The organism is Pseudolabrys taiwanensis (genome assembly GCF_003367395.1).
In the GTDB taxonomy this organism is placed as follows: domain Bacteria; phylum Pseudomonadota; class Alphaproteobacteria; order Rhizobiales; family Xanthobacteraceae; genus Pseudolabrys; species Pseudolabrys taiwanensis.
This window is the reverse complement of the sequence record NZ_CP031417.1, coordinates 2,332,267-2,353,599: the sequence shown is the minus strand read 5'-3', so window position 1 is coordinate 2,353,599 and position 21,333 is coordinate 2,332,267. Positions and strand designations below refer to the sequence as shown.

Sequence of the window (21,333 nt, the reverse complement as noted above, 5' to 3'; positions counted from 1 at the left end):
AACTGGACGCGTAATTGACAGTATCCATGCGTTTCCGCGATGTTGCGCCAAAGGATATCGATGACACGCCAATCCGCAGAACGGCCGCTTTTCCGGACGCGGCGCGGGAGCAAGGCACGGGGCTCGTCCGTGGTGCTGCATGCGCATGACGAGGCGCAGCTCATTTATGCCGCATCGGGAGCGATGCAGGTCCATACGGCGTATGGCCGCTGGCTTGTGCCACCGCAACTCGCCGTTTGGCTGCCGGCGGGAGTCGCTCATCGACTCGATGTGCTCTCCGATTCCGATTTCTGGATGATCTATTGGGCCCCGTCGGCAACGCGGAATTGGGCGCCGTCCAAGTCCCTCGACAGGACGTTCGCGTTGAAAGTGACGCCCCTTCTTCGGGAGTTGATATTCGCGGCGTTTCGGGCGAACGCCGTCCTCGACAAGACCAGGCTCGTCGTAAAGCTCATTCTCCACGAACTTACCGAGGTGCCCGACGCGCCGACCTTCTTGCCGCTGCCGTCGGGCGCGATCGGCAAGCGCGTTGCCAAGGTCGCTCTGGCCGATGTGCGGCATCAACTCGATATCGACGAAATTGCTTCGCGCTCGGCCACGTCCGTCCGCACCGTCAGCCGTCTGTTTCCCGCCGAGACCGGATTGACCTTCAAGGCGTGGCGACAGCGCGCGCGGATCGTGCTTGCAATCGATCAGCTATCGTCGGGGCGCTCGATTGCGCGCGTGGCTGCGCATGTCGGTTTCGCCAGCACGGCGGCGTTTTGCTATTCCTTCAGGCAGGTCACGCACATGACGCCGACCGCATTTCTCGACCAATCCACTTCTCCGGCTGACGATCGGAAGCGTTGATGGAAGGCGCACGAAAAGGCCGCGTCCGGTGACGCGGCCTTCTTCCGTCGGTTACTGAATGCCGTAGCGGCCCGGCGCGATGACACCGTTCGGGTCGAGCGCCTGCTTGATCGCCGTACAAGCCTGGCGGAAGCCGGGCATGGTCTGGGCGAAGTGCATGTCGTGATAGTCGAGCGGCGCCCGGCCGACGAATACGCCGCGCTCGGCGAAGGCCTTGGCCATGGCGCGATAGCAGGCGTCGGCGCGTTTGCTCTCGTCGGCGTCCTCGCGATTGAAGGTGATGACGTGCAGGCCGCGGGCGAAACGGGCGCCGCAGACATTCATCACGGTGTAATCGAAACCGTGATCCTCATAGATTTTGCGGCAGAGATGCTGGAATTCGTTGGCGATCTTGCCGTCCATCGGCGTACCCGGCGTGAACCAGATGTTGCCGCCGCCCGGGCGCCATTTCAGCAGGCCCAGTTCGCCGAGGCTCGGCGTGCCGGAAAAGGCGTTGATCGCGACCTGCAGAGTCGGGATCGACTTGGCCTGCTCGTGGTCGATGTAGCGCGCCTTGCCCGATTTCATGAAGTGATCGCGCACGCGCTGGATCATCGGCGCCATGGCCGCTTCGTTCGGACCGTAGAACGCGCCGGAGATATTCCAAGCTCCCAGGCCGAAGTGCTCGCGCAGGGCGCGGCGGCCTTCGGTCGAGAACGCTTTGCCGCTGCCGTATTCCTTGCTCTGGCCTTCCGACGCGCTGAGATAGAGATCGTTGGCAACTCGGAAGAGCGTCGGCACGAAGTTCGACATCTTCAGCGGCCGGCACAGCTCGATGACCTCTTCGAGATCATCGTCGTCGGGAAACGTGAAGTGGAATGACTGTACGGCGGGCGGCCGCGGCATCAGCCAGAAGCCCATGCGCGTGACGATGCCGTAGTTCGACTGCGTGAACAGACCGTCGAGGATCGGTCCGAACGAATATTTCGACGTGTGCCAGTTGACGAGCTTGTCGCTGTCGATTGAACCGTCGCCGGTGCGCAGCACCTCGCCGTTGCCGAGCACGACCTCCATGCCGCAGGCGAAGCCGAAGTGATCGAAATAGGGCGTGTAGCCCGCGCCCTTATCGAGCGCGTTGCCAAGCGGGCCGCCTTGCGGCGGGCCCGACGTGACGTCGAGCATCAGCTGGCCGCCGCGGCGCATGAGCTCGTCGGTGATCGCCTGATAGGTGACGCCGGGCTCGACCACGCAATAAGCGAGACGGTCGTTGATCTCCAGGATGCGGTTCATTTTGCGGCCGAGATCGACGATCACTTGGCCGGCTTTCGACGCGGAGCGGCTGCCAAGACCGATATTGTTGCCGGTCGATACCGGATAGAGGGGCACCTTGTGCGTGTTGGCGGCGCGCACGATCGTCTGCACCTCGGCGGTCGATGCCGGATAAACGACGCCGGCCGGCCGGCGGTCGCCGCCGGGCATGGTGTTTTCGCCGTAACGCGTCAGCGTCTCGTCGCTGCGGTTGACGGCGTCGGTGCCGAGCTTGGATTGGATCTCGTTGAAGAAGGCGTCGAAGTTCGCGCTCATCATTTTCCCCTGATACTCACCAGAAACCGGCGTCGGCGGCCGGTGCGACCTGTGTTTGAACGGCTTGCGGCTCCGGCAGCGGTACGCCTTCCAGCGCCGGCGGCAGCGGTCCGCCGGTCGCCCAGTCGAGCAGTTCGGCCGTGTGGACGACGGGCCTGCCGAGATAGCGGGAAAGCTGCGTCATGCAGCCGATATTGCCGGTGGCGACGATGTTGGGCGTGGTGCTGTCGATGTGCGCGGCTTTGCGCTGGCCCAGAGCCTCGGCCATCTCCGGCTGAAGCAGATTGTAGGTGCCGGCCGAGCCGCAGCAGAAATGCTTTTCCGGCACGTCGACGACCTGGAAGCCGGCGGCGCGCAACAGCGCGCGTGGCTGGTCGATCACCTTCTGGCCGTGCTGCATCGAGCAGGGATCGTGATAGGCGACGCGATAGGCGCGCGGGTTCGGCGGCGTTATTAGGCCGATGTCGTGCAGCACCTCGGTGATGTCGCGGGTGAGGGCGCTGGCGGTCTTGGCATCGTCGGTGTGCAGCAGATGGCCGTAATCCTTCATCGTCGTGCCGCAGCCCGAGGCGTTGACGATGATGGCATCGAGGCCGTGCACGCGCGCTTCGCGCGACCAGGCGTCGACATTCGCCGCGGCGAAGCGCTTGGCCTCGTCTTCGCGGCCCATATGCAAGGGCAGCGAACCGCAGCAGCCGCTGCCTTCCGCGATCACCACCTCGCAGCCGTGACGCTGCAGCAAGCGAATGGTGGCGGCATTGATGTTGCCGTTGAGCGCCTGTTGCGCGCAGCCGGCGAGCAGCGCGACGCGTTTCTTGCGCGAAGCGTCGGCGGGATAGATCCGGGGCGCGAGGATATCGGGCGATGCCTGCGCGGGAATCATCGACAGCATGGCACGCAGCCGTGACGGCAGCATCGATGAGAACGGCTGCGCCAGCCAGCCGGCCCGCATCGCCGTCTCGAACAGACGCGGCCGGGGCAGCACAAAAGCGAGCAGGGCGCGCATCAAGCGGTCGGCGAGGGGCCGACGGTAGTGCTGCTCGATATAGGTGCGCGCGCGGTCGATCAGATGCACGTAGTCGACCTTCACCGCGCAGGTGGTCATGCAGGACAGGCACGACAGGCAACGGTCGAGATGGTGCACCGTCTTGGGCGCGGGCGTGCCGCCCTGCTCGAGCATGGCGCGGATGAGATCGATGCGGCCGCGCGGGGAATCGTTCTCGTCGCGGGTCAGCACGTAGGTCGGGCAGGCATTGGTGCAGAAGCCGTAGTGGACGCAGGTCTGCAGGATCTGGTCGGCCTCGGCGATGGCCGGGTCGGCGAGCTGGGCGGCGGTAAAGTTCGTGCGCATGGCGCAACGTTACGGCGGCCGGCGCGGCGCGGTCTTGGCCGTGCGTGCAGCGGCTTGGCCGAGCGCGCAAAGCCGTATAGTTTTTGCGAGCCTTGCCGGGCTCTAAGCGATGGAGCGGGCCATGTCCGCGAAAACCTGGTCGACCGATAGCGTGCGGGCCCGCGAGGGGCTTTCGTTCTGGCGCGATGCCGTGTGCGAAGCCGTGCTGAACGTCGTGCCGGAGGCGCCGGGTGAAACCTTTCGCGCCAGCCTGTCGGGGCAGGCTTTCGGGCTGCTGCGCTTTGCCGCCTTCTCTTCGACCGGGCACTTCATTGTGCGGGAGAAGGGCCACGTGAACCGGGCCAGCGACGATCACTACCTGATCAGCTTGCAGCAGCGCGGCTCGAGCGGCCTGGAGCAAGGTGGCGATCCCTACTGGCTGGCGCCGGGCGAGGTCGGCATCGTCGATGGCACGCGGCCGTTTCGGGTGCGCTTTCCGAGCGCGGTGAGCCGTCTGCTCGCCGTGGTGCCGCGCCAGCGTATCGAGGCGCGCGCGCCTTGGCTGCGTCGTGGGCCTTCGCGCAAGGTCGCGGCGTCATCGCCTTATGTCGATCTGGTCCGCCGACATCTCGTCGAATTGGCGAGCGGCAGTCTCGACGCGCATCAGGCCGAACTGCTCACGGATAATCTCTGCAATCTGCTGGCACTGGCGACGGCGCCGCAGGGGCCGGTCGAGGACATGCCGTCGGCGACGCAGACCGAGGCGATCATGGCCTATTGCCGCGCCCGTCTTTCGGATCTGACGCTCAACCCGCGCGCGGTCGCCGCGCAATTCGGCATTTCGCTGCGCACCTTGCATCTGCGCTTCGAGCAAACGGGTGCGAGCTTCGGCCGTTGGCTGCTGGAGAGCCGTTTACAGGAATGCCGGCGCATCTTGAGCGATCCGGCGCAACATGGCCGCACCATCTCGGAAATCGCTTACGCGGCCGGTTTTGGCGACCTGTCGCATTTCAGCAAGGCGTTCCGCGCCCGCTTCGGTGAAGCGCCCCGCGACCTGCGCAAGGGGCACTGACTCTGTCGCCGTCATGGCCGGGCTTGTCCCGGCCATCCACGTCTTGCTTGTTGGCAGGGTCCAAAAACGTGGATGCCCGGCACAAGGCCGGGCATGACGCTGGTGGGTGGGCGATCGCCCTGATGAGCGGGCGCGCTTACGCCGCCTTCGCCTTTTCCAGGTCGGCCTTCCACTGGCCGAGCGCGGCGAGGCCGTTCATCTTGGCGCGGTGCGTGAAGGCGCGCTGGCCGGCAGCGACGTTCTCCGCCTTGCCCGACCACGCCTTCTGCGGCGCGGCCTGCAGCGCGCGACCGTACGAGAAGGTGAGGCCCCACGGCAGATTGCCGATCTTGTTCATGGCGTCGAGATGCGCGGTCGCTTCTTCGTCCGACTGACCGCCGGAGAGGAAGGCGACGCCCGGTACGGCGCCCGGCACGCATTCCTTGAGCATCTTCACGGTCTTCTCGGCGACTTCCTGCACCGAAGCCTTCTTCGCGCTCTTCTTGCCCGGCACGGCCATGTTCGGCTTGAGCACCATGCCTTCGAGCGCGACGCGCTGATAGTAAAGCTCCTGGAAGGTCTCCTTGAGCATGAACTCGGTGACCTCGTAGCAGCGGTCGATGTCGTGATCGCCGTCCATCAGCACTTCCGGCTCGACGATCGGCACGATCTGCGCCGCCTGGCACAGCGCGGCGTAGCGGGCCAGCGCATGGGCGTTGGTGCGGATCGCGGTGTAGCTCGGAATGCCGGCGCCGATGTCGATCACCGCGCGCCACTTGGCGAAACGCGCGCCCTGCTCGTAGTACTTGGTCAGGCGGTCCGCGAGCTTGTCGAGGCCGACGGTGATCAGTTCGCCCGGGCAGTTCGGCAGCGGCTTGGTGCCTTCATCGACCTTGATGCCGGGAATCGCGCCCATCTGCTCGATGATCTTCACGAGCGGTGTGCCGTCCTTGGCCTTCTGCCAGATCGTTTCGTCGTAAAGGATGACGCCGGAGATGTGGTTCTTCATCGCCTCGGCGGTGCGGAACATCATCTCGCGGTAGTCGCGGCGATTGTCCTCGGTGTTCTCGACGCCAATCGCGTCGAAACGCTTCTTGATCGTGCCGGTGGACTCGTCCGCGGCCAGAATGCCCTTGCCGGGTGCGACCATCGCGCGAGCCACTTTGTTCAGTTCGTCCAGATTCATCGTCAACTCCCCTCTCATCAATGCATCTCTCGGCGTCATCGTCCGCGAAAGCGGCCGATCCAGTATCCCTGAGCAGCCAACGGGCCTTCGGGTTACGGGATGCCCCGCTTGCGCGGGGCATGACCGGTGAACTTACTGCGCGCGTAAAACTTCTACGCCTGGCAAGGCCTTGCCTTCCATCCATTCGAGGAAGGCCCCGCCGGCGGCCGATACGTAGGTAAACCGTTCCACGACGCCGGCCACGTTGAGCGCGGCGACGGTGTCGCCACCCCCGGCTACCGTGACAAGCTTACCGGCGGCCGTGAGTTCGGCCGCGGCCTCCGCCACTTCGACGGTGCCGTTGTCGAAGGGCTCGATCTCAAACGCGCCGAAGGGGCCGTTCCACACCAAAGTCTTGACCCGCGCCAGCACGGAGACGGCCTGTTCAATGCTGCGCGGGCCGATGTCGAGGATCATATCCTTATCCTCGACGTCGTCGATCGCGACGACGCGCGACGGCGCATGCGCCTCGAGCTTTTCGGCAACGACGGCGTCGACCGGCAGGACGATTTCGCGGCCGGCGGCCTTGGCCTCGTCCATGATCTTCTGTGCGGTGTCGACGAGATCGCGCTCGACCAGCGAACGGCCGACGCTCTTGCCCTGCGCCATCAGGAATGTGTTCGCCATGGCGCCGCCGATGATCAGGACATCGACCTTCTGCAACAGATTGCCGAGCAGATCGAGCTTGGATGAGATCTTGGCGCCGCCGACGATTGCGGCGACCGGGCGCGTCGGATGGTCGAGCGCCTTGCCGAGCGCTTCGAGCTCAGCCTGCAGGCTGCGGCCCGCGTAAGCGGGTAGGAGATGGCCGAGGCCTTCGGTCGAGGCGTGCGCGCGGTGCGCGGCCGAGAAGGCGTCGTTGACCCAGACGTCGCCGAGCTTGGCGAGCGCGGCCACGAACTGCGGATCGTTCTTCTCTTCGCCCGGATAGAAACGGGTGTTTTCCAGGCACAGAATGTCGCCCGGCTTCATTGCGGCGACGGCCTTTTCGGCAACCTCGCCGATGCAATCGTCGGCGAACTTCACCGGGCGTTTGAGCACGCGCGCGACTTCGGCGGCGACAGGCTTGAGCGATTGCTTCGGATCGCGGCCTTTCGGGCGGCCGAAATGCGACAGCAGGATCACCTTGCCGCCCTTGTCGGCGATCTCGGTGATCGCGGGCGCGGCGCGCTCGATGCGGGTGGCGTCGGTGACAACGCCGTTTTCGACGGGGACGTTGAGATCGACGCGGACCAGGACGCGTTGGCCCTTCACATCGACATGGTCGAGGGTGCGGAAGCTCTGAGACATCAGGAAGGCTCTTTTGCCGTCACCCTGAGGTGATCGGCTGAAGGCCGAGCCTCGAAGGGTGGCGGCCGTTAGACCGTGCCCGTCATCCTTCGGGGCGCGGCTGCGCCGCGCACCTCAGGATGACGGTTCGAAGTTAGATCAGCTTGCCCATCGCCACGGCCGTGTCGGCCATGCGGTTGGAGAAGCCCCATTCGTTGTCGTACCAGGACATCACGCGCACGAGCGTGCCGTTCATGACCTTGGTCTGGTCCATGTGGAAGGTCGACGAGTGCGGGTCGTGATTGAAGTCGATCGAAACGTTCGGGTGCGTGGTGTAGCCGAGGATGCCCTTGAGCTGTTGCTCGGCCGCACGCTTCATCGCCTCGTTGATCTCTTCCTTCGTGGTCGCCTTCTTGGCGACGATCTTGAAGTCGATCACCGACACATTCGGCGTCGGCACGCGGATCGAAACGCCGTCGAGCTTGCCGTTGAGCTCGGGCAGGACGAGGCCGATCGCCTTGGCGGCGCCGGTCGAGGTCGGGATCATCGACATTGCCGCGGCGCGGGCGCGGTAGAGATCCTTGTGCATGGTGTCGAGCGTCGGCTGGTCGCCCGTGTAAGCATGGATCGTCGTCATGAAGCCGGTCTCGATGCCGACGGTGTCGTTCAGCACCTTGGCGACCGGCGCCAGGCAGTTGGTGGTGCAGGAGCCGTTGGAGACGACCAGGTGGTCCTTGGTCAGCTTGTCGTGGTTGACGCCGTAGACGATGGTCGCGTCGGCGCCGTCGGCCGGCGCGGAGACCAGCACGCGCTTGGCGCCGGCGGTCAGGTGGGCCGAGGCCTTGTCCTTGGCGGTGAAGATGCCGGTGCATTCCAGCGCGATGTCGATGCCGAGGTCTTTCCACGGCAGCTTGGACGGGTCGCGCTCGGCCGTCACCTTGATGGCGCCGTTGCCGATGGAAATGGTGTCGCCCTTGACGGTAACCTCGTGCGGGAAGCGGCCGTGCACGCTGTCGTAGCGCAGGAGATGGGCGTTGGTCTCAACCGGACCGAGGTCGTTGACGGCGATGACCTCGATGTCCTTGCGGCCGCCCTCGGCAATGGCACGCAGGATGTTGCGGCCGATACGGCCAAATCCGTTGATGGCTACGCGTACAGTCATTTCGTCGCTCCCGGGTCCTTTCGGTCATGCCCAGGTTCCACCCAAGCATCCATCTATGTTCGAATTATAGATGGATCGCTCGGTCAAGCCCTGCCATGACGCTCTAACGAAGTTTACTTAATGCCGCTTCGGCAATCCCCTCAGCGGTAATTCCGAATTTCTGATAGAGTTCCTTGTAGGGCGCGCTGGCCCCGAAAGTCGTCATGCCGACGAAGATGCCGTCGGAACCGATGATGGCATCCCAGCCCATCCGGACGGCGGCCTCGACGCCGATTTTCACCGGGGCGGTGCCGATGATGGCGCGGCGGACGTCCTCAGGCTGTTCGGCGAACAGTTCGAACGACGGCACCGAGACGACGCGCGCAGCAACGCCCTTGGCGGCCAGGAGCTTCGCGCCGTCGACCGCGATCGAAACTTCCGAGCCGGTGGCGAAGATCGAGACCTGCGCGGCGCCGTCGGGGCCGGCGATCTCGTAGGCGCCGCGGGCGCACACGTTTTCTTCGTCGAGGCGGTCACGCAATTGCGGCAGGTTCTGGCGCGTCAGCGCGAGCACGCTCGGCCGATCCTTCGACTTCAGCGCGAGTTCCCAGCACTCGGCGGTCTCGACCGCATCGGCCGGACGGAACACGAGCAGATTCGGGATGGCGCGCAGCGCCGCAAGGTGTTCGACCGGTTGGTGCGTCGGGCCGTCTTCGCCGAGGCCGATCGAGTCGTGCGTCATCACATGGATGACGCGTTCGCCCATCAGCGCCGCGAGGCGGATCGCCGGGCGCGCATAATCGGAAAAGACGAGGAACGTGCCGGAATAGGGGATGATGCCGCCGTGCAGCGTCATGCCGTTCATGGCGGCCGCCATGCCGTGCTCGCGGATGCCGTAGTGGATGAAGCGGCCCGAGAAGTCGGCGGCCGAGATCGCCTTCATCGACTTGGTGCGGGTGTTGTTGGAGCCGGTGAGATCGGCCGAGCCGCCGACCATTTCCGGCACCGCCGGCACCAGGAATTCGAGCGCGTATTCGGACGCGCTGCGCGAGGCGATGTTCTTCGGCGTTGCGACGAGGCTTTCCTTGAGCGCGCGCATCGCGGCGGCGAGCGCTTCAAGCGGCAAATCGCCCTTCATGCGGCGTTCGAACTCGACGCGTTTGGCCGGTTCGACCGCGGCGAGCTGCTTCTGCCAGGCGGCATGCACGCCCTGTGAGCGGCTGCCCGCAATGCGCCAGGCGGACAGGATGTCCGCCGGAATTTCGAATGGCGGATAGTCCCAACCGAGGGCGGCGCGGGTGCCCTTGATCTCGTCGGCGCCGAGCGGCGAGCCGTGCGACGAGGACTTGCCGGCCTTGTTCGGCGCGCCATAGCCGATGGTGGTCTTGCACGCGATCATCACCGGGCGGTCGGCGCTCTGCGCCTTCTCCAGCGCGGCGGCGATGGCTTCCGGGTCATGCCCGTCGATGCGCCACGACGCCCAGCCGGCGGCTTCGAAGCGCTTGACCTGATCGACCGAGTCCGACAGCGACAGCGCGCCGTCGATCGAGATGCCATTGTCGTCGAACAGCACGATCAGCTTGGAGAGCTTGAGATGGCCGGCGAGGGCGATGGCTTCCTGACTGATGCCTTCCATCAGGTCGCCGTCGGAGGCCAGCACGTAGGTCTTGTGGTCGACGATGCCGCCGAACTCCGCGGCGAGATGCCGCTCCGCGATCGCCATGCCGACGGCGGTGGCGAGCCCCTGGCCGAGCGGGCCGGTGGTGGTCTCGATGCCTTCGGTGACGAAGTTTTCCGGGTGGCCGGGCGTCTTCGAGCCGAGTTGGCGGAAGCGCTTGATCTCGTCGAGCGTCACCGACGAATAGCCGGTGAGGTAGAGCAATGCGTAGAGCAGCATCGAGCCGTGGCCGGCCGACAGCACGAAGCGGTCGCGGTCGGCCCACTTCGGCGCCGCCGGATCGAATTTCAAAAAGCGCGAAAACAGGACAGTGGCGACGTCCGCGGCGCCGAGCGGCAGGCCGGGGTGACCGGAGTTCGCCTTTTCGACCGCGTCCATGGCCAGCGCGCGGATCGCGTTCGCCATGCTTTTGTGTGCCGTGATCGGGGTCGCGGACCCGTGGCGTTCGTTGGCCGCCATGGCCGCCTGAGAGGCTTGTGCGCTCATGAAAAATGCCTGTTGGTTGCGGCTCCTTAGCATGTGACGGCCTTGAGTCAATGTGAGCGCACGCGCGCAGGCCCGCCATGCACAGCGCTGCGAAAACACCTGGGCAAATTGGCGAACGGGCGTTGACGCGGTGGTTGTGCGACACGTAAGGTTCTCGGTCTAAACATTTGCTACCGCAGGAGTTTTGGGTATTCAGAGGCGGGGCGATGAGTGAGCAAAGCGCAATCGATGCTGCGGTGAAGCGCCTGGCGCTCGCGCTCGACGCGCTCGATGCCGCAGTCGAGCGGCGGCGTGAGGCCGACCGCAGCGAAGAGGCGCTCGCCAATCAGGTGCAGGCTTTAGGCGTGGATCGCAGCAAGCTCGCCGCGGCGCTCGACGGCGAGACGTCGCGCTCGCGCAAGCTCGAGGCGACCAACCGAGAGATCGCGGAACGGCTCGATGCGGCGATCGCCGACATCCAATCGGTGCTGGACACGCATCAGAAGTAAGTCGCGAGCGTCGGATCGAACGAACGGGAACAGTCAGCGAGCACAGTCATGGCCCTCGTCAATGCCACCATCGCCGGCCGCCAATTCCGTCTCGCCTGCGAGGATGGGCAGGAGGAGCATCTCACCGCGCTGGCGAAGGACATCGATACCCGCATCATCGATTTGCGCCGCAAGTTCGGCGAGATCGGGGACACGCGTCTCACGGTGATGGCGGCGCTGATGGTCGCGGACGATCTCAGCGAATCGCACCGTCGCATCCGCCGGCTCGAAGAGGAGATTCAGGCGTTGCAGGATGCGCGCATGGTGTCCTCGGACCGCGCGCGGGCGGCCTCCGACGCGGTGGTCGGTGCCTTCAATTCGGCGGCCGAGCGCATCGAGGGCATCACCAAGAAACTCAACCAGACGCTCGGCCCCGGCGCGGCGATCGGGTGAATGCCGCAATGACCCCTGCCGAGGTCGAAACGCGAATCCGCGATTCCTTCGCCAAGCAGACGATCATGCAGACAATCGGCGCCGAGGTCCTCGCCGTGCGGGCCGGCGAGGTCGAGATCGTGCTGCCGTTTTCCGACAAAGTGCTTCAGCAGCACGGTTTCGTGCATGCCGGCGCGGTGGCGACGATCGCCGATTCGGCCTGCGGCTACGCGGGATTGTCGGTCATGCCGATGGATGCCGCGGTGCTGACCACGGAGTTCAAGATCAACCTCCTCTCGCCGGCCAAAGGCGACCGGCTGCGCGCGGTCGGCCGCGTCATCCGCAACGGCAAGACCCTGGTGGTCACGCTCGGCGAGGTGTTCGCGGAAACCGGCGGCACGTCGAAGCAGGTGGCGATGATCACCGCGACGATGATGGTGGTGAATACCGGGACGGGGCTGAGGGATTGATTGCCGTCTGTCGTCCCCAAGAGGGCGGGGACCCATACGCGCTGTCCTGTCGAGATGCTGCGGCGTATGGGGCCCGGACCTCGCTCGCAGCAAGTGCTCGCTCGCCCGGGATGACGGAGATGGTGGCGCTTCCGGCTCGTAGCGCCTACATTGCCCTGGCGGGGCTGCGGGGTGCGTGAGGAGTCACATTCCCCGGGGCCTTACGATCCCTAAGGGAGCTGTCCCTGACCGGGCCCGTGGGCTCGGACATATGGCGCCCACCTACTTCTGTAGGTTCCCGGGATCAGCCTCCCACGGCCATCGTGGCTCCGCGCTTGTTTCTTTCGCTCGCGACCTTTCGCCGTCACCCTGAGGTGCGAGCGACCGAAGGTCGCGAGCCTCGAAGGGTGGGGCGGTGTGGCATCCTTCGAGGCTCGCTGCGCTCGCACCTCAGGATGACAGTTTGAGTCAGTTCGCCGAGCCGGCCACCAAGGAATCTCTCCGTGCCGCCGCGCTCGCCCAGCGCGATGCCCTGCCGGCGGCCGAGCGCCAGGCCGGCGCCGAGACCATCGCCGCACGCCCCTTTCCGGTGAACATCGCGCCGGGCGTCATCGTCTCCGGCTTCATGCCGATGAAGAGCGAGATCAACCCGCTGCCCTTGCTGCACAAGGCGGCCGATCAGGGCGCGCGGCTGGCGCTGCCGGCGATCGACAAGCGCGGCAAGCCGCTGATCATGCGCGCCTGGAAGTTCGGCGATCCCTTCAAGGCCGGGCAATGGGGCATCCGCGAGCCGGTGCCGGAAGCGCCCGCGGTCGATCCCGACATCCTCATCGTGCCGCTTGCCTGCTTCGATCGCGCCGGTCACCGCATCGGCTACGGCGCCGGCTACTACGATATGACCATCAATGCCCTCCGTGCGAAGAAGAAGGTGATTGCCATCGGCATCGCTTTCGCGGTGCAGGAAATTCCTCGTGTGCCGGCGACGGAGCGCGACGAGCGGCTCGATCTCGTGCTAACGGAGCGCGAGGCGATTGATTTCCGTGGATAATTCTAAATGCGCATACTCTTCATCGGTGACATTGTCGGGCGTGCCGGACGCGCCATCGTGCTCGACCGTCTGCCGAACCTGATCAGGGACTGGAAGCTCGAACTGGTTGTCATCAACGGCGAGAACGCCGCCGGCGGCTTCGGCATCACCGAGGCGATCTACAACGAGTTCATCGACGCCGGCGCCGACGCCATCACGCTCGGCAATCACGCGTGGGATCAGCGCGAGGCGCTGGTGTTTATCGAGCGCGCGCCCCGCCTCGTCCGTCCCGTGAATTTCCCCGCCGGCACGCCCGGGCGCGGTGCCGCGCTGGTCGATACTAAGAACGGCAAGCGCGCGCTGGTGATCAACGCCATGGGCCGCATCTTCATGGACCCGCTCGACGATCCATTTGCGGCAGTCGATCGCGAATTGAACGCGTGTCCGCTGCGCAGCGCCTGCGATGCCGTGATTGTCGACATGCACTGCGAGGCGACGAGCGAGAAGCAGGCCATGGGCTTCTTCGTCGACGGCCGCGCCAGCCTGGTCGTCGGCACGCATACCCATGTGCCGACTGCCGACCATCGCATCCTTCCGGGCAAGACCGCCTTTGTTTCCGATGTCGGCATGACCGGCGACTTCAATTCCGTCATCGGCATGGGCAAGGACGAGCCGCTCAACCGCTTCCTGCGCAAGATTCCGAGCGCCAAGTTCGAGCCGGCCAATGGTCCGGCGACCCTGTGCGGCCTGGCGGTGGAAACCGACGACGCCTCCGGTTTGGCGGTGAAGGTCGGCGCGGTCCGTCTCGGTGGAACGCTGGAAGAAGCGCGGCCGCCGTTCTGGGCCTAGCGGGCCGGCCGGCGGTTCCGGACGCAAGAGGGGCGTTTATTTTCCGGCGTCGGCATTCTATATAGCCGCGCGGCGGCAAGCCCATTCCTTAACTTTGAAGCCTTTAGGCCCCTTTTAGCGAGCGTGGACGGTCATGGCCGGTCATTCCCAATTCAAAAACATCATGCACCGCAAGGGCAAGCAGGACAAAGTCCGCTCCAAGCTCTTCGGCAAGCTGGCCCGCGAAATCACCGTCGCGGCCAAGCTCGGCATGCCGGATCCGGCGTTCAACCCACGCCTGCGCCTCGCGGTGCTGGCGGCACGCGCCGAGAACATGCCCAAGGACAATATCGAGCGCGCCATCAAGAAGGCGTCCGGCGCCGACCAGGAGAACTACGACGAGATCCGCTACGAGGGCTATGCGCCCGGCGGCGTCGCCGTCATCGTCGAGACGCTGACCGACAATACCAACCGCACCGCCGGCGAAGTGCGCTCGATCTTCACCAAGGCCGGCGGCAACCTGGCGACGACCGGCGCGGTGTCGTTCATGTTCGACCACGTCGGGGTCGTCGAATACGACGCGGCCAAAGCGAGCCCCGACGACATGCTGGAAGCGGCGATCGAGGCTGGCGCCGAGGACGTGGTGTCCGACGACAGCGGCCACCAAGTGATCACCAAGACCGACACGCTGCACGAGGTCACCAAGGCGTTGGAGGCCAAGTTTGGCGAGCCGCGCAAGACCGGCATGGTGTGGAAGCCGCAGAACACGGTCGCGGTCGACGACGAGGCGGGCGAGAAGATACTCAAGCTGATGGACGCGCTCGACGACAACGACGACGTGCAGAACGTCTACGCCAACTTCGAAGTGTCCGACGCACTCGTGCAGAAGATGAGCGCGTAAGACCAGTCATCGAGCGCTGAAGCGCCGCGAGCACGGCGCGACTCCCTCTCCCGTTGGGGAGAGGGTTGGGGTGAGGGGGCTCCTGACTCTAGGGCTTTGTAACCTGTCACCCGGCGCACTTCGAGCGCCGACCTCTCCCATAGGGGGAGGTGAAGAGAGGTTGCGGCGTAGCTTCAACTCACCGCGAACAGCCCGAGCGCCGCGATCGCCACCACAAGGCCGATCCGCTTGCGTGCGTTCAGCTTCTCGTGGAATGCCAGCGCGCCGACGATGGCGGTGAAGACGAAGCTCATTTGCGCCACCGGGACCAGCACGCTGGCCGGACCGAGCGCGAGCCCGTGCAGCAGCAGCACGAAGGCGACGAGCAGCGCAAAAGCGGCGGGCGCGGAATAAGTCCACGCCCAAGGTGTGAGCCTCAGGCGCCTCTCCTGGACAAAACACAGCAGTGTGGCGAGCGACGAGAACGACCAGGCCTGCGCCGCCACCATGGTCTCCGGCACCGCGCCTTGGGTGAGCCCGATCTTGTAGGACAGATTGGCGAAAGCCATCGCCACCGTGGCGATCAAAACGCGCGTCAGCGACGCGAGCTTGATCTGGCCGCGTGCTGCGCCGGGCTCGGCGAGCAGCAGCCATACGGCAACGAGCGCGCAAGCAAGGGCACCTGCCTTTGCGATGGTGAAAGTTTCGCCAAGCAGGACGATCGCGAGCGCCGCCGTCAGCGTGAAGTTGAGGCGAAAGATCGGCGCATTGGTCGAGACCGCACCGTCCTTCAGGCTGCGCGCGAAATTGTAGAAGGCGACCAGCGAGAACAGGCCGGCGAGCGAGCCCCACGCCGCCGACCAGTGCACGTCGAGCGTGCCGGTCAACCAGGCGTACAGATTGATCGAGGGCGCAAACGCCCAGGCCTGCAGCATCACGAATTGCGCCGCGCCGATGCCGGCGGCGGCCGCGCGCTTGTAGATGAGATCGCCGACGCCAAAGAGCAGCATGGCGCCGAGCGCGAACAAAAGGCCGGGAGTCATGAGAGCCGCACGGAGGAGAACCTGTGTCTCCGGCTTAGCGGCTGGTACGCGGGATGTACAGGGCGTGCGTATGCTCCGTCATGCCCGGCCTTATGCCGGGCATCCACTTCTTCTTTTCAATGGGCGAACAAAGAAGGCTGCGGACGGTCGGAACAGACGCTCGTCCACGTCAGCTTCCCGGTCCATGACGAACCGGCGTGCGGTGTCTCGGCGCTACTTCTTCTTTGCCTTCCGCCACTCGTCGGCATATTCGCGCACGATGGCTTCCAGATGCGCGCCGATCTGCGCATAGGCGTCGTCCGGGAGATTGGCGAGCGAGGTTCGCACCGACCACAGCGGGCCGTCGAAACCACTGCCGTTCAGCAGCACCGTGCCGTATTGCTCGGCGAGCCGGATTAGGATGTCGATCGGCTCGTAGGTCTCCTGCATGTAGTCGACGAACTCCTGGCCGAGCGCCTTGTCGGCGCCGATCAGGATGTCGACTGTGGAGTAGTAGTTGGCGCGCAAGGGATCGACCGGCGGCTTCAGATGGAACCCTTCCCAGAACTTCTCCGTTCGCTTGGCCACGATGCGGCGCGTCAGCTTCTTGTAGGCGTCGCCTTTGTCGGTGAGGCAGAACAGCGAGAACAGCATCATCTGTACCTGCTGCGGCAGCGACAAGCCGGCGGTGTGATTGAGTGCGACGCGCCGCGAGTCCGCCACCATGCGGTCGATGAACTTCATCTTCTCCGGCTCGAGCGTCAGCGACTCATAGCGCCGGTGTAACGCTTTCTTATCTGCGTCCGGCAGCGCGGCGATCATGCGGTCGTAGATGTTGTCCTGGTGCACGCAGACGACGCCCAGACGCCAGCCGGTGCAGCCGAAATACTTCGAGTACGAGTAGACGCCGATGGTGTTGTGCGGCAGGTCGGCCATCAAGGAGCGGAAGCCCTCGACGAAGGTGCCGTAGACATCGTCGGTGATGATGATGAGGTTGGGGTTCTTCTTCTCGACGATGTCGACGATGCGGTCGATGGTCGGCTGCCGCACGGCGGTCGAGGGCGGATTGCTCGGATTGACGAGGAAGAACGCCTTGATCGCGGGATCGGCGAGCTTGTCGATCTCGTTGTCCGGATACTGCCAGCTGTGGATGCCTTCGGTGCGCATCTCGCAGGCGTCGATGCGGACGACTTCGAGCCCGTACTGGTCGAGCTGCGGCATCTCGATATAGGGGGTGAAGATCGGCGCGCCGATGGCAATCTTGTCGCCGCGCTTGATAAGGCGATTGATCTGCAGGCTGTCGAAAATGTAGCACATCGCCGCCGTGCCGCCCTCGACGGCGAAAAGATCGAAGCGGCCCTTGGGCGGCCGGTTGCCGCACATCTCCTGCATCAGATAGGCGTGCGCGACCTGTTCGGCGTGCGTGAGCATGCGGTCAGGCACCGGGTAGTTGTCGCCGATGATGCTATCGGTGAGTTCGTGCACGAAGGCGTCTTCGTTGAAGCCCAGCGTGTTGACGCCGTAGTCGAGCGCGGTCTTGAGGAGCCGGCCGCCGTCGCTCTCGCCGTGCGTGGCAAGGAAGGCGTGCAGGCGCGCGGCGATGCCGTCCTTGGCCGGCATGCCGCCGAGATCCTTGTCTTGCCACACGCGTTTCGACTCGCCGAGCGCGAACTGACCGAGCAGGAAGAAGGATTCGCGTGGCGTCGTGGCGATCCAGTTGGGATTGCCGCGGCCGGCGTTGAGCATCTGATGGGCGCCGGCCATCTTAGCGCGCTCTTGCGCGATCTTGATGAGCTTGTCCTTGAGTTCGAAGGGGCTGAGCTGCTCGAGCGCTTTCTCTTCGGCGCGCTCCATGTGCTTCATCTGTGCCGCGTCTGCCATGACGACTACTCCTGTTTGACCGCGTTGAGGATGCGCGCCGTCACGCCAGCAGCATGATGATGACCATGCCCCAGATGGTGAGCAGCGTATTGCCGACGGCGTAAGTGACGGTGTAGCCGAGGCCGGGCACCTGGCTCTTGGCGACCTCGCAGATCATGCCAAGCGCGGCGGTGGTGGTGCGCGCCCCTGCGACGCAGCCAAACAGGATGGCTGGATCGAAGCGGAAGATGTAGCGCGCCGCGAACATGCCGAGGATCAACGGCAGCGTGGTGGCGAACACGCCCCACAGGAACAGGCTGATGCCGAGCTGTTGCAGGCCGGCGACGAAGCTCGGGCCGGCGGAGATGCCGACCACGGCGATGAAGACGTTGAGGCCGACCGAGTTCATGAACCACACCGTCTGTGACGGAATGCGGCCGAAGGTCGGATGGATGGAGCGCAGCCAGCCGAAAACGAGACCGGCGATCAGCGTGCCCCCGGCAGTCGATAGCGTCAGCGGCACGCTGCCGATATTGAGCGTGAGTGCGCCGACAAGTGCGCCGATCGCAATGGCGCCGCCGATGAAGGCGACATCGGCGACGGTGCTGGGCTTGTCGATATAGCCGATATGCTTGGCGGCGGCTGCGATGTCCTGCGTGCGGCCGACGAGCGTAAGAATGTCGCCGCGATGAATCTGCGTCTGCGGCAGGATCGGAATATTGACGCCGGTCGCGCCGCGCGTGATTTTGCGCAGGAAGACGCCGCGCGCGCCCGGCTGCGACGCCGCTTGAGCGAGCGTGATGCCGTCGAGCCTCTTGTCGGTGACATAGACGTCGACGCCTTCCAGGCCGACCGCGAGCAATTCCGGGTCCTCGACTTCGATGGCGGCCTTACCCACGACGTCGACCAGGATCTCGCGCCGGCCGGCGAGGGCGACGATGTCCCCATCCTTGAACACGGTGTCGGGCTTGGCCTCGATGATCTTGCCGTCGCGGCGGAGGCGCTCGACGAACACGCGCGCGGGCAGGGCCATCGCTTCGGCTGCCGCGCATGTCATGCCGACGACGCGGCCGCCCTGCCGCACCTGATAGGCGCGCAACTCGAACTGATGCCAGCCGCCTCCTTCCTGATCGGGTACGCCGCCGCCACCGCCCATCTGTTCTTCGTAGCGCTTGCAGGCGGCGACGAGATCGAGCCGCAACAGGAGGGGGCCGAGCTGCGCGAGGATCACAGCCGAGCCAATGGTGCCGAAGATGTAGCTCACCGCATAAGCGACCGGCATGGCGTCGAGCAGCCGCTTGGTCTCGTCGGTGGGTAGGTGCAGCCGGTTGATCGCGTCGGTGGCGAGACCCATCGACGCCGAAATTGTTTGCGAGCCGGCATAGAGGCCGGCCGCGTATCCGAGGTCATAACCGGCCATCCGCGCGGCGACGTAGGCGACGGCGAGGCATAACAGGCACTGCACCACTGCGAAGAGCGCCTGCGGCACGCCATCCTTGGCGATGCCGCGCACGAATTGCGGTCCGACGCCGTAGCCGACGGCGAAAAGGAACATCAAAAAGAAGATCGTCTTGACGTTGGCGGAGACGGTGATGTGCAACTGGCCGATGATGACGGCCGCGATCAATGTCGAGGTGACGGCGCCGAGACTCAGCCCTTTCCACGACTTGCCGCCGACCCAATAGCCGATGCCGAGCGAGAGGAAGATCGCGATTTCGGGATGATCGCGCAGGGTCTCGACGAACCATTTCACCATCGGGGTGCCCCTTGGTCGTGAGCGGTTCGCCTTTACCGCCGGCAAAACCTGTGAGAAGGCATGGGGCGCCGTCCGCGATGGGCGCACATTGATTTTGGTCAACCGCTGGTTTTGCAAGCATCGGAGCCGTCTAGGCGGGCAGGGGCGGCGCGGCTATCAACGGGACCATGCTCAGGCAACCGATTCGCATTCTCGGCATCGACCCGGGACTCCGCCGCACCGGCTGGGGCCTGATCGAGGCCGACGGCAATCGCCTGATCCATGTCGCTTGCGGCTCGGTCGAGACCAAGGACAAAGCGCCGTTGAGCGAGCGCCTCGTGGTGATCCACGACGGGCTGATCGCGGTGATCGAGCAATACGCGCCGCACGAAGCGGCGGTGGAGCAGACCTTCGTCAACACCAACGCGGCGTCGACGTTGAAGCTCGGCCAGGCGCGTGGCGTTGCCATGCTGGTGCCGGCGCGTCTCGGTTTGAGTGTCGCCGAATACGCGCCGAACCTGGTGAAGAAAACGGTGGTCGGCGCCGGTCACGGCGACAAGACGCAGATACGCATGATGATCGGCGTGCTGTTGCCCAAGGCCGCGCCACAGAGCGACGACGCCGCCGACGCGCTCGCCATCGCGGTGTGCCACGCGCATCACCGGCAGAGCGCGGTGTTGCGCCGCGCCCTGGGGTGAGTTCAATGGGGCTCAGAGCCAAGGCAAAGCAGGGCAGGCCGGCATTTGCGCCGCGCCGCCGCGTGACTACATTGGGCGGCCCCTCATCCGAGACCGTGTCATGACACTGACTGCCCTGCTGATCTTCTCCGGCGCTCTGCTCATCGCCGCCGCGTCGCCTGGTCCCGGCATTTTTGCCTTGGTCGCGCGCGTGATCAGCGGCGGGCTCACCGGAGTCGTCCCCTTTGCCGCGGGGCTGATCACCGGCGATTTGATCTGGCTCGGCGCGGCCGTGCTTGGGCTGGCAGTGCTCGCGCACACCTTCTACGATGCCTTCATGGTGGTGAAGTTCGTCGGTGCCGCCTATCTCATTTATCTTGCCTATCGCATGTGGACGACGCCGGCCTACGCGCCGGATGCCGATACGTCGCCGAAACGCGGCAAGCCGCTGGCGATGTATTTCGCCGGGCTCGCGGTCACGATGGGCAATCCGAAGGTCGTCGGCTTCTATCTCGCGCTGTTGCCGAGCCTGATCGATCTCGGCGATGTCGGGCTCCTCGGCTATGTCGAACTCGCCGGGCTCTGCGTCGCCATTCTGTCGCTCGTCTTGGCCTTCTATATCGTCGCGGCGGCACGCGCGCGCATGCTGTTCAAGTCGCCGCGCGCATTGTGCGTGCTCAACCGGACAGGCGGGACGCTGATGGCGGGCGCAGCCATCGCCGTCGTGACGAAATAGAGCGGCACATGATAGGCAAGCTCAAAGGCTTCATCGACTCCTACGCCGACGATTACGTCATCCTGGACGTCGGCGGCGTCGGCTATCAGGTGCATTGCTCGGCGCGCACGCTGCAAGCCTTGCCGGCACCGGGCGAGCCGGCGACCTTGGCGATCGAAACGCATGTGCGTGAGGACCAGATCAAGCTGTTTGGTTTCGCCAGCGACGCCGAGCGCGAATGGTTCCGCCTGCTACAGACGGTGCAGGGGGTCGGCGCCAAGGTCGCGCTCGCCGTGCTCGGCACCCTCAAACCATCGGAACTCGCGACCGCGATCGCCACGCGCGACAAGGCGATGGTGGCGCGCACGCCGGGTGTCGGCCCGAAGGTCGCCGAGCGCATTGTGACCGAATTGAAGGACAAGGCGCCCGCTTTCGCCGATGTCGATCCCGGCGTCGTACATCTCGCCGGCGCAGTCGATGAAAAGCGCGCGCCGAAACCCGTGGCGGACGCGGTGTCGGCGCTGGTCAATCTCGGCTACGGTCAGCCGCAGGCGGCCGCTGCCATCGCGGCGGCCGTGCAGCACGCGGGCGAAGGCGCCGACACGGCCGCGCTCATCCGCCAGGGACTGAAGGAACTCGCGAAGTAGCT

Annotated in this window: 20 protein-coding genes and 1 other RNA gene; 12 read left to right on the top strand and 9 right to left on the bottom strand. The window is 65.2% G+C overall.

Going from position 1 to position 21,333, the window contains the following annotated elements; translation table 11 throughout:
* Window positions 1-129: 129 nt before the first annotated feature.
* Window positions 130-849 carry an AraC family transcriptional regulator gene (locus DW352_RS11305; protein ID WP_245434407.1) on the top strand — a complete coding sequence of 240 codons (720 nt, stop codon included), beginning with the start codon at window positions 130-132 and terminating at the stop codon, window positions 847-849.
* Between the two features lie 51 nt (window positions 850-900).
* Here DW352_RS11305 and DW352_RS11300 read toward each other — a convergent pair whose 3' ends face one another.
* Entirely contained in the window at window positions 901-2,412 is a 1,512-nt protein-coding gene (locus tag DW352_RS11300; protein ID WP_115691283.1) for an FAD-binding oxidoreductase, read from the bottom strand.
* A 16-nt stretch (window positions 2,413-2,428) separates the two neighbouring features.
* A complete protein-coding gene (gene glcF / locus DW352_RS11295; RefSeq protein WP_115691281.1) occupies window positions 2,429-3,763 on the bottom strand; it encodes a glycolate oxidase subunit GlcF in 1,335 nt (444 codons plus the stop codon).
* Window positions 3,764-3,884: 121 nt separating this feature from the next.
* Here glcF and DW352_RS11290 point away from each other — a divergent pair, with 121 nt between their 5' ends.
* Window positions 3,885-4,814 (top strand): helix-turn-helix domain-containing protein, encoded by a 930-nt coding sequence (locus DW352_RS11290; protein WP_162826914.1) that lies wholly within the window; start codon window positions 3,885-3,887, stop codon window positions 4,812-4,814.
* Window positions 4,815-4,950: 136 nt separating this feature from the next.
* Here the strand turns inward: DW352_RS11290 and DW352_RS11285 are convergent, their stop codons facing one another.
* The 4 genes from DW352_RS11285 to tkt all read right to left on the bottom strand — a co-directional run bounded on the left by DW352_RS11285 (window position 4,951) and on the right by tkt (window position 10,565).
* Entirely contained in the window at window positions 4,951-5,979 is a 1,029-nt protein-coding gene (locus DW352_RS11285) for a class I fructose-bisphosphate aldolase (protein ID WP_115691277.1), read from the bottom strand.
* 132 nt (window positions 5,980-6,111) lie between these two features.
* Entirely contained in the window at window positions 6,112-7,308 is a 1,197-nt protein-coding gene (locus DW352_RS11280) for a phosphoglycerate kinase (RefSeq protein WP_115691275.1), read from the bottom strand.
* Window positions 7,309-7,441: 133 nt separating this feature from the next.
* Window positions 7,442-8,449: a type I glyceraldehyde-3-phosphate dehydrogenase gene (gene gap / locus DW352_RS11275; RefSeq protein ID WP_115691273.1), complete on the bottom strand. Its 1,008-nt coding sequence runs from the start codon at window positions 8,447-8,449 to the stop codon at window positions 7,442-7,444.
* 103 nt (window positions 8,450-8,552) lie between these two features.
* Window positions 8,553-10,565 carry a transketolase gene (tkt, locus tag DW352_RS11270; protein WP_115691271.1) on the bottom strand — a complete coding sequence of 671 codons (2,013 nt, stop codon included), beginning with the start codon at window positions 10,563-10,565 and terminating at the stop codon, window positions 8,553-8,555.
* A 233-nt stretch (window positions 10,566-10,798) separates the two neighbouring features.
* Here tkt and DW352_RS11265 point away from each other — a divergent pair, with 233 nt between their 5' ends.
* From DW352_RS11265 to DW352_RS11235, 7 genes are all read left to right on the top strand, one after another.
* Window positions 10,799-11,080, top strand: a complete 282-nt coding sequence (locus tag DW352_RS11265) for a DUF4164 family protein (RefSeq protein ID WP_115691269.1) — start codon at window positions 10,799-10,801, stop codon at window positions 11,078-11,080.
* Window positions 11,081-11,128: 48 nt separating this feature from the next.
* Window positions 11,129-11,512, top strand: a complete 384-nt coding sequence (locus DW352_RS11260; RefSeq protein WP_115691267.1) for a cell division protein ZapA — start codon at window positions 11,129-11,131, stop codon at window positions 11,510-11,512.
* An 8-nt stretch (window positions 11,513-11,520) separates the two neighbouring features.
* Entirely contained in the window at window positions 11,521-11,961 is a 441-nt protein-coding gene (locus DW352_RS11255) for a PaaI family thioesterase (protein ID WP_115691265.1), read from the top strand.
* A gap of 158 nt (window positions 11,962-12,119) precedes the next feature.
* A non-coding RNA gene (gene ssrS, locus DW352_RS11250) (6S RNA) lies at window positions 12,120-12,274 on the top strand.
* Window positions 12,275-12,403: 129 nt separating this feature from the next.
* The gene (locus DW352_RS11245) at window positions 12,404-12,988 is read left to right on the top strand and encodes a 5-formyltetrahydrofolate cyclo-ligase (RefSeq protein WP_115691263.1); all 585 of its coding nucleotides are present in this window, start codon (window positions 12,404-12,406) and stop codon (window positions 12,986-12,988) included.
* Window positions 12,989-12,994: 6 nt separating this feature from the next.
* Window positions 12,995-13,816, top strand: a complete 822-nt coding sequence (locus DW352_RS11240) for a TIGR00282 family metallophosphoesterase (protein WP_115691261.1) — start codon at window positions 12,995-12,997, stop codon at window positions 13,814-13,816.
* Between the two features lie 133 nt (window positions 13,817-13,949).
* Window positions 13,950-14,696 (top strand): YebC/PmpR family DNA-binding transcriptional regulator, encoded by a 747-nt coding sequence (locus tag DW352_RS11235; RefSeq protein ID WP_115691259.1) that lies wholly within the window; start codon window positions 13,950-13,952, stop codon window positions 14,694-14,696.
* Between the two features lie 173 nt (window positions 14,697-14,869).
* On the opposite strand, the gene DW352_RS11230 is transcribed toward DW352_RS11235, so the two are convergent.
* From DW352_RS11230 to aspT, 3 genes are all read right to left on the bottom strand, one after another.
* Window positions 14,870-15,718, bottom strand: coding sequence for an EamA family transporter (locus tag DW352_RS11230; protein WP_115691257.1), 849 nt, complete (start codon window positions 15,716-15,718; stop codon window positions 14,870-14,872).
* A 213-nt stretch (window positions 15,719-15,931) separates the two neighbouring features.
* On the bottom strand, window positions 15,932-17,578 hold the full coding sequence (locus DW352_RS11225) for a bifunctional aspartate transaminase/aspartate 4-decarboxylase (RefSeq protein WP_115691255.1): 1,647 nt from the start codon (window positions 17,576-17,578) through the stop codon (window positions 15,932-15,934).
* A 40-nt stretch (window positions 17,579-17,618) separates the two neighbouring features.
* Window positions 17,619-19,313, bottom strand: coding sequence for an aspartate-alanine antiporter (gene aspT / locus DW352_RS11220; protein WP_210209964.1), 1,695 nt, complete (start codon window positions 19,311-19,313; stop codon window positions 17,619-17,621).
* A 167-nt stretch (window positions 19,314-19,480) separates the two neighbouring features.
* On the opposite strand from aspT, the gene ruvC reads away from it, so the two are divergent.
* From ruvC to ruvA, 3 genes are all read left to right on the top strand, one after another.
* The gene (gene ruvC, locus DW352_RS11215; protein ID WP_115691253.1) at window positions 19,481-19,990 is read left to right on the top strand and encodes a crossover junction endodeoxyribonuclease RuvC; all 510 of its coding nucleotides are present in this window, start codon (window positions 19,481-19,483) and stop codon (window positions 19,988-19,990) included.
* 100 nt (window positions 19,991-20,090) lie between these two features.
* Window positions 20,091-20,705 (top strand): LysE family translocator, encoded by a 615-nt coding sequence (locus DW352_RS11210; protein ID WP_115691251.1) that lies wholly within the window; start codon window positions 20,091-20,093, stop codon window positions 20,703-20,705.
* A gap of 8 nt (window positions 20,706-20,713) precedes the next feature.
* Window positions 20,714-21,331 (top strand): Holliday junction branch migration protein RuvA, encoded by a 618-nt coding sequence (gene ruvA / locus DW352_RS11205; RefSeq protein ID WP_115691249.1) that lies wholly within the window; start codon window positions 20,714-20,716, stop codon window positions 21,329-21,331.
* The last annotated feature ends 2 nt before the right edge of the window (window positions 21,332-21,333 follow it).

What these genes read in the sequence shown, in the direction of transcription:
- DW352_RS11300 (WP_115691283.1), bottom strand. Translation starts at nt 2,412, where the DNA reads ATGAGCGCGAACTTCGACGCCTTCTTCAACGAGATCCAATCCAAGCTC.
- glcF (WP_115691281.1), bottom strand. Translation starts at nt 3,763, where the DNA reads ATGCGCACGAACTTTACCGCCGCCCAGCTCGCCGACCCGGCCATCGCC.
- DW352_RS11290 (WP_162826914.1), top strand. Translation starts at nt 3,885, where the DNA reads ATGTCCGCGAAAACCTGGTCGACCGATAGCGTGCGGGCCCGCGAGGGG.
- DW352_RS11285 (WP_115691277.1), bottom strand. Translation starts at nt 5,979, where the DNA reads ATGAATCTGGACGAACTGAACAAAGTGGCTCGCGCGATGGTCGCACCC.
- DW352_RS11280 (WP_115691275.1), bottom strand. Translation starts at nt 7,308, where the DNA reads ATGTCTCAGAGCTTCCGCACCCTCGACCATGTCGATGTGAAGGGCCAA.
- gap (WP_115691273.1), bottom strand. Translation starts at nt 8,449, where the DNA reads ATGACTGTACGCGTAGCCATCAACGGATTTGGCCGTATCGGCCGCAAC.
- tkt (WP_115691271.1), bottom strand. Translation starts at nt 10,565, where the DNA reads ATGGCGGCCAACGAACGCCACGGGTCCGCGACCCCGATCACGGCACAC.
- DW352_RS11265 (WP_115691269.1), top strand. Translation starts at nt 10,799, where the DNA reads ATGAGTGAGCAAAGCGCAATCGATGCTGCGGTGAAGCGCCTGGCGCTC.
- DW352_RS11260 (WP_115691267.1), top strand. Translation starts at nt 11,129, where the DNA reads ATGGCCCTCGTCAATGCCACCATCGCCGGCCGCCAATTCCGTCTCGCC.
- DW352_RS11255 (WP_115691265.1), top strand. Translation starts at nt 11,521, where the DNA reads ATGACCCCTGCCGAGGTCGAAACGCGAATCCGCGATTCCTTCGCCAAG.
- DW352_RS11240 (WP_115691261.1), top strand. Translation starts at nt 12,995, where the DNA reads ATGCGCATACTCTTCATCGGTGACATTGTCGGGCGTGCCGGACGCGCC.
- DW352_RS11235 (WP_115691259.1), top strand. Translation starts at nt 13,950, where the DNA reads ATGGCCGGTCATTCCCAATTCAAAAACATCATGCACCGCAAGGGCAAG.
- DW352_RS11230 (WP_115691257.1), bottom strand. Translation starts at nt 15,718, where the DNA reads ATGACTCCCGGCCTTTTGTTCGCGCTCGGCGCCATGCTGCTCTTTGGC.
- DW352_RS11225 (WP_115691255.1), bottom strand. Translation starts at nt 17,578, where the DNA reads ATGGCAGACGCGGCACAGATGAAGCACATGGAGCGCGCCGAAGAGAAA.
- aspT (WP_210209964.1), bottom strand. Translation starts at nt 19,313, where the DNA reads ATGGTGAAATGGTTCGTCGAGACCCTGCGCGATCATCCCGAAATCGCG.
- ruvC (WP_115691253.1), top strand. Translation starts at nt 19,481, where the DNA reads ATGCTCAGGCAACCGATTCGCATTCTCGGCATCGACCCGGGACTCCGC.
- DW352_RS11210 (WP_115691251.1), top strand. Translation starts at nt 20,091, where the DNA reads ATGACACTGACTGCCCTGCTGATCTTCTCCGGCGCTCTGCTCATCGCC.
- ruvA (WP_115691249.1), top strand. Translation starts at nt 20,714, where the DNA reads ATGATAGGCAAGCTCAAAGGCTTCATCGACTCCTACGCCGACGATTAC.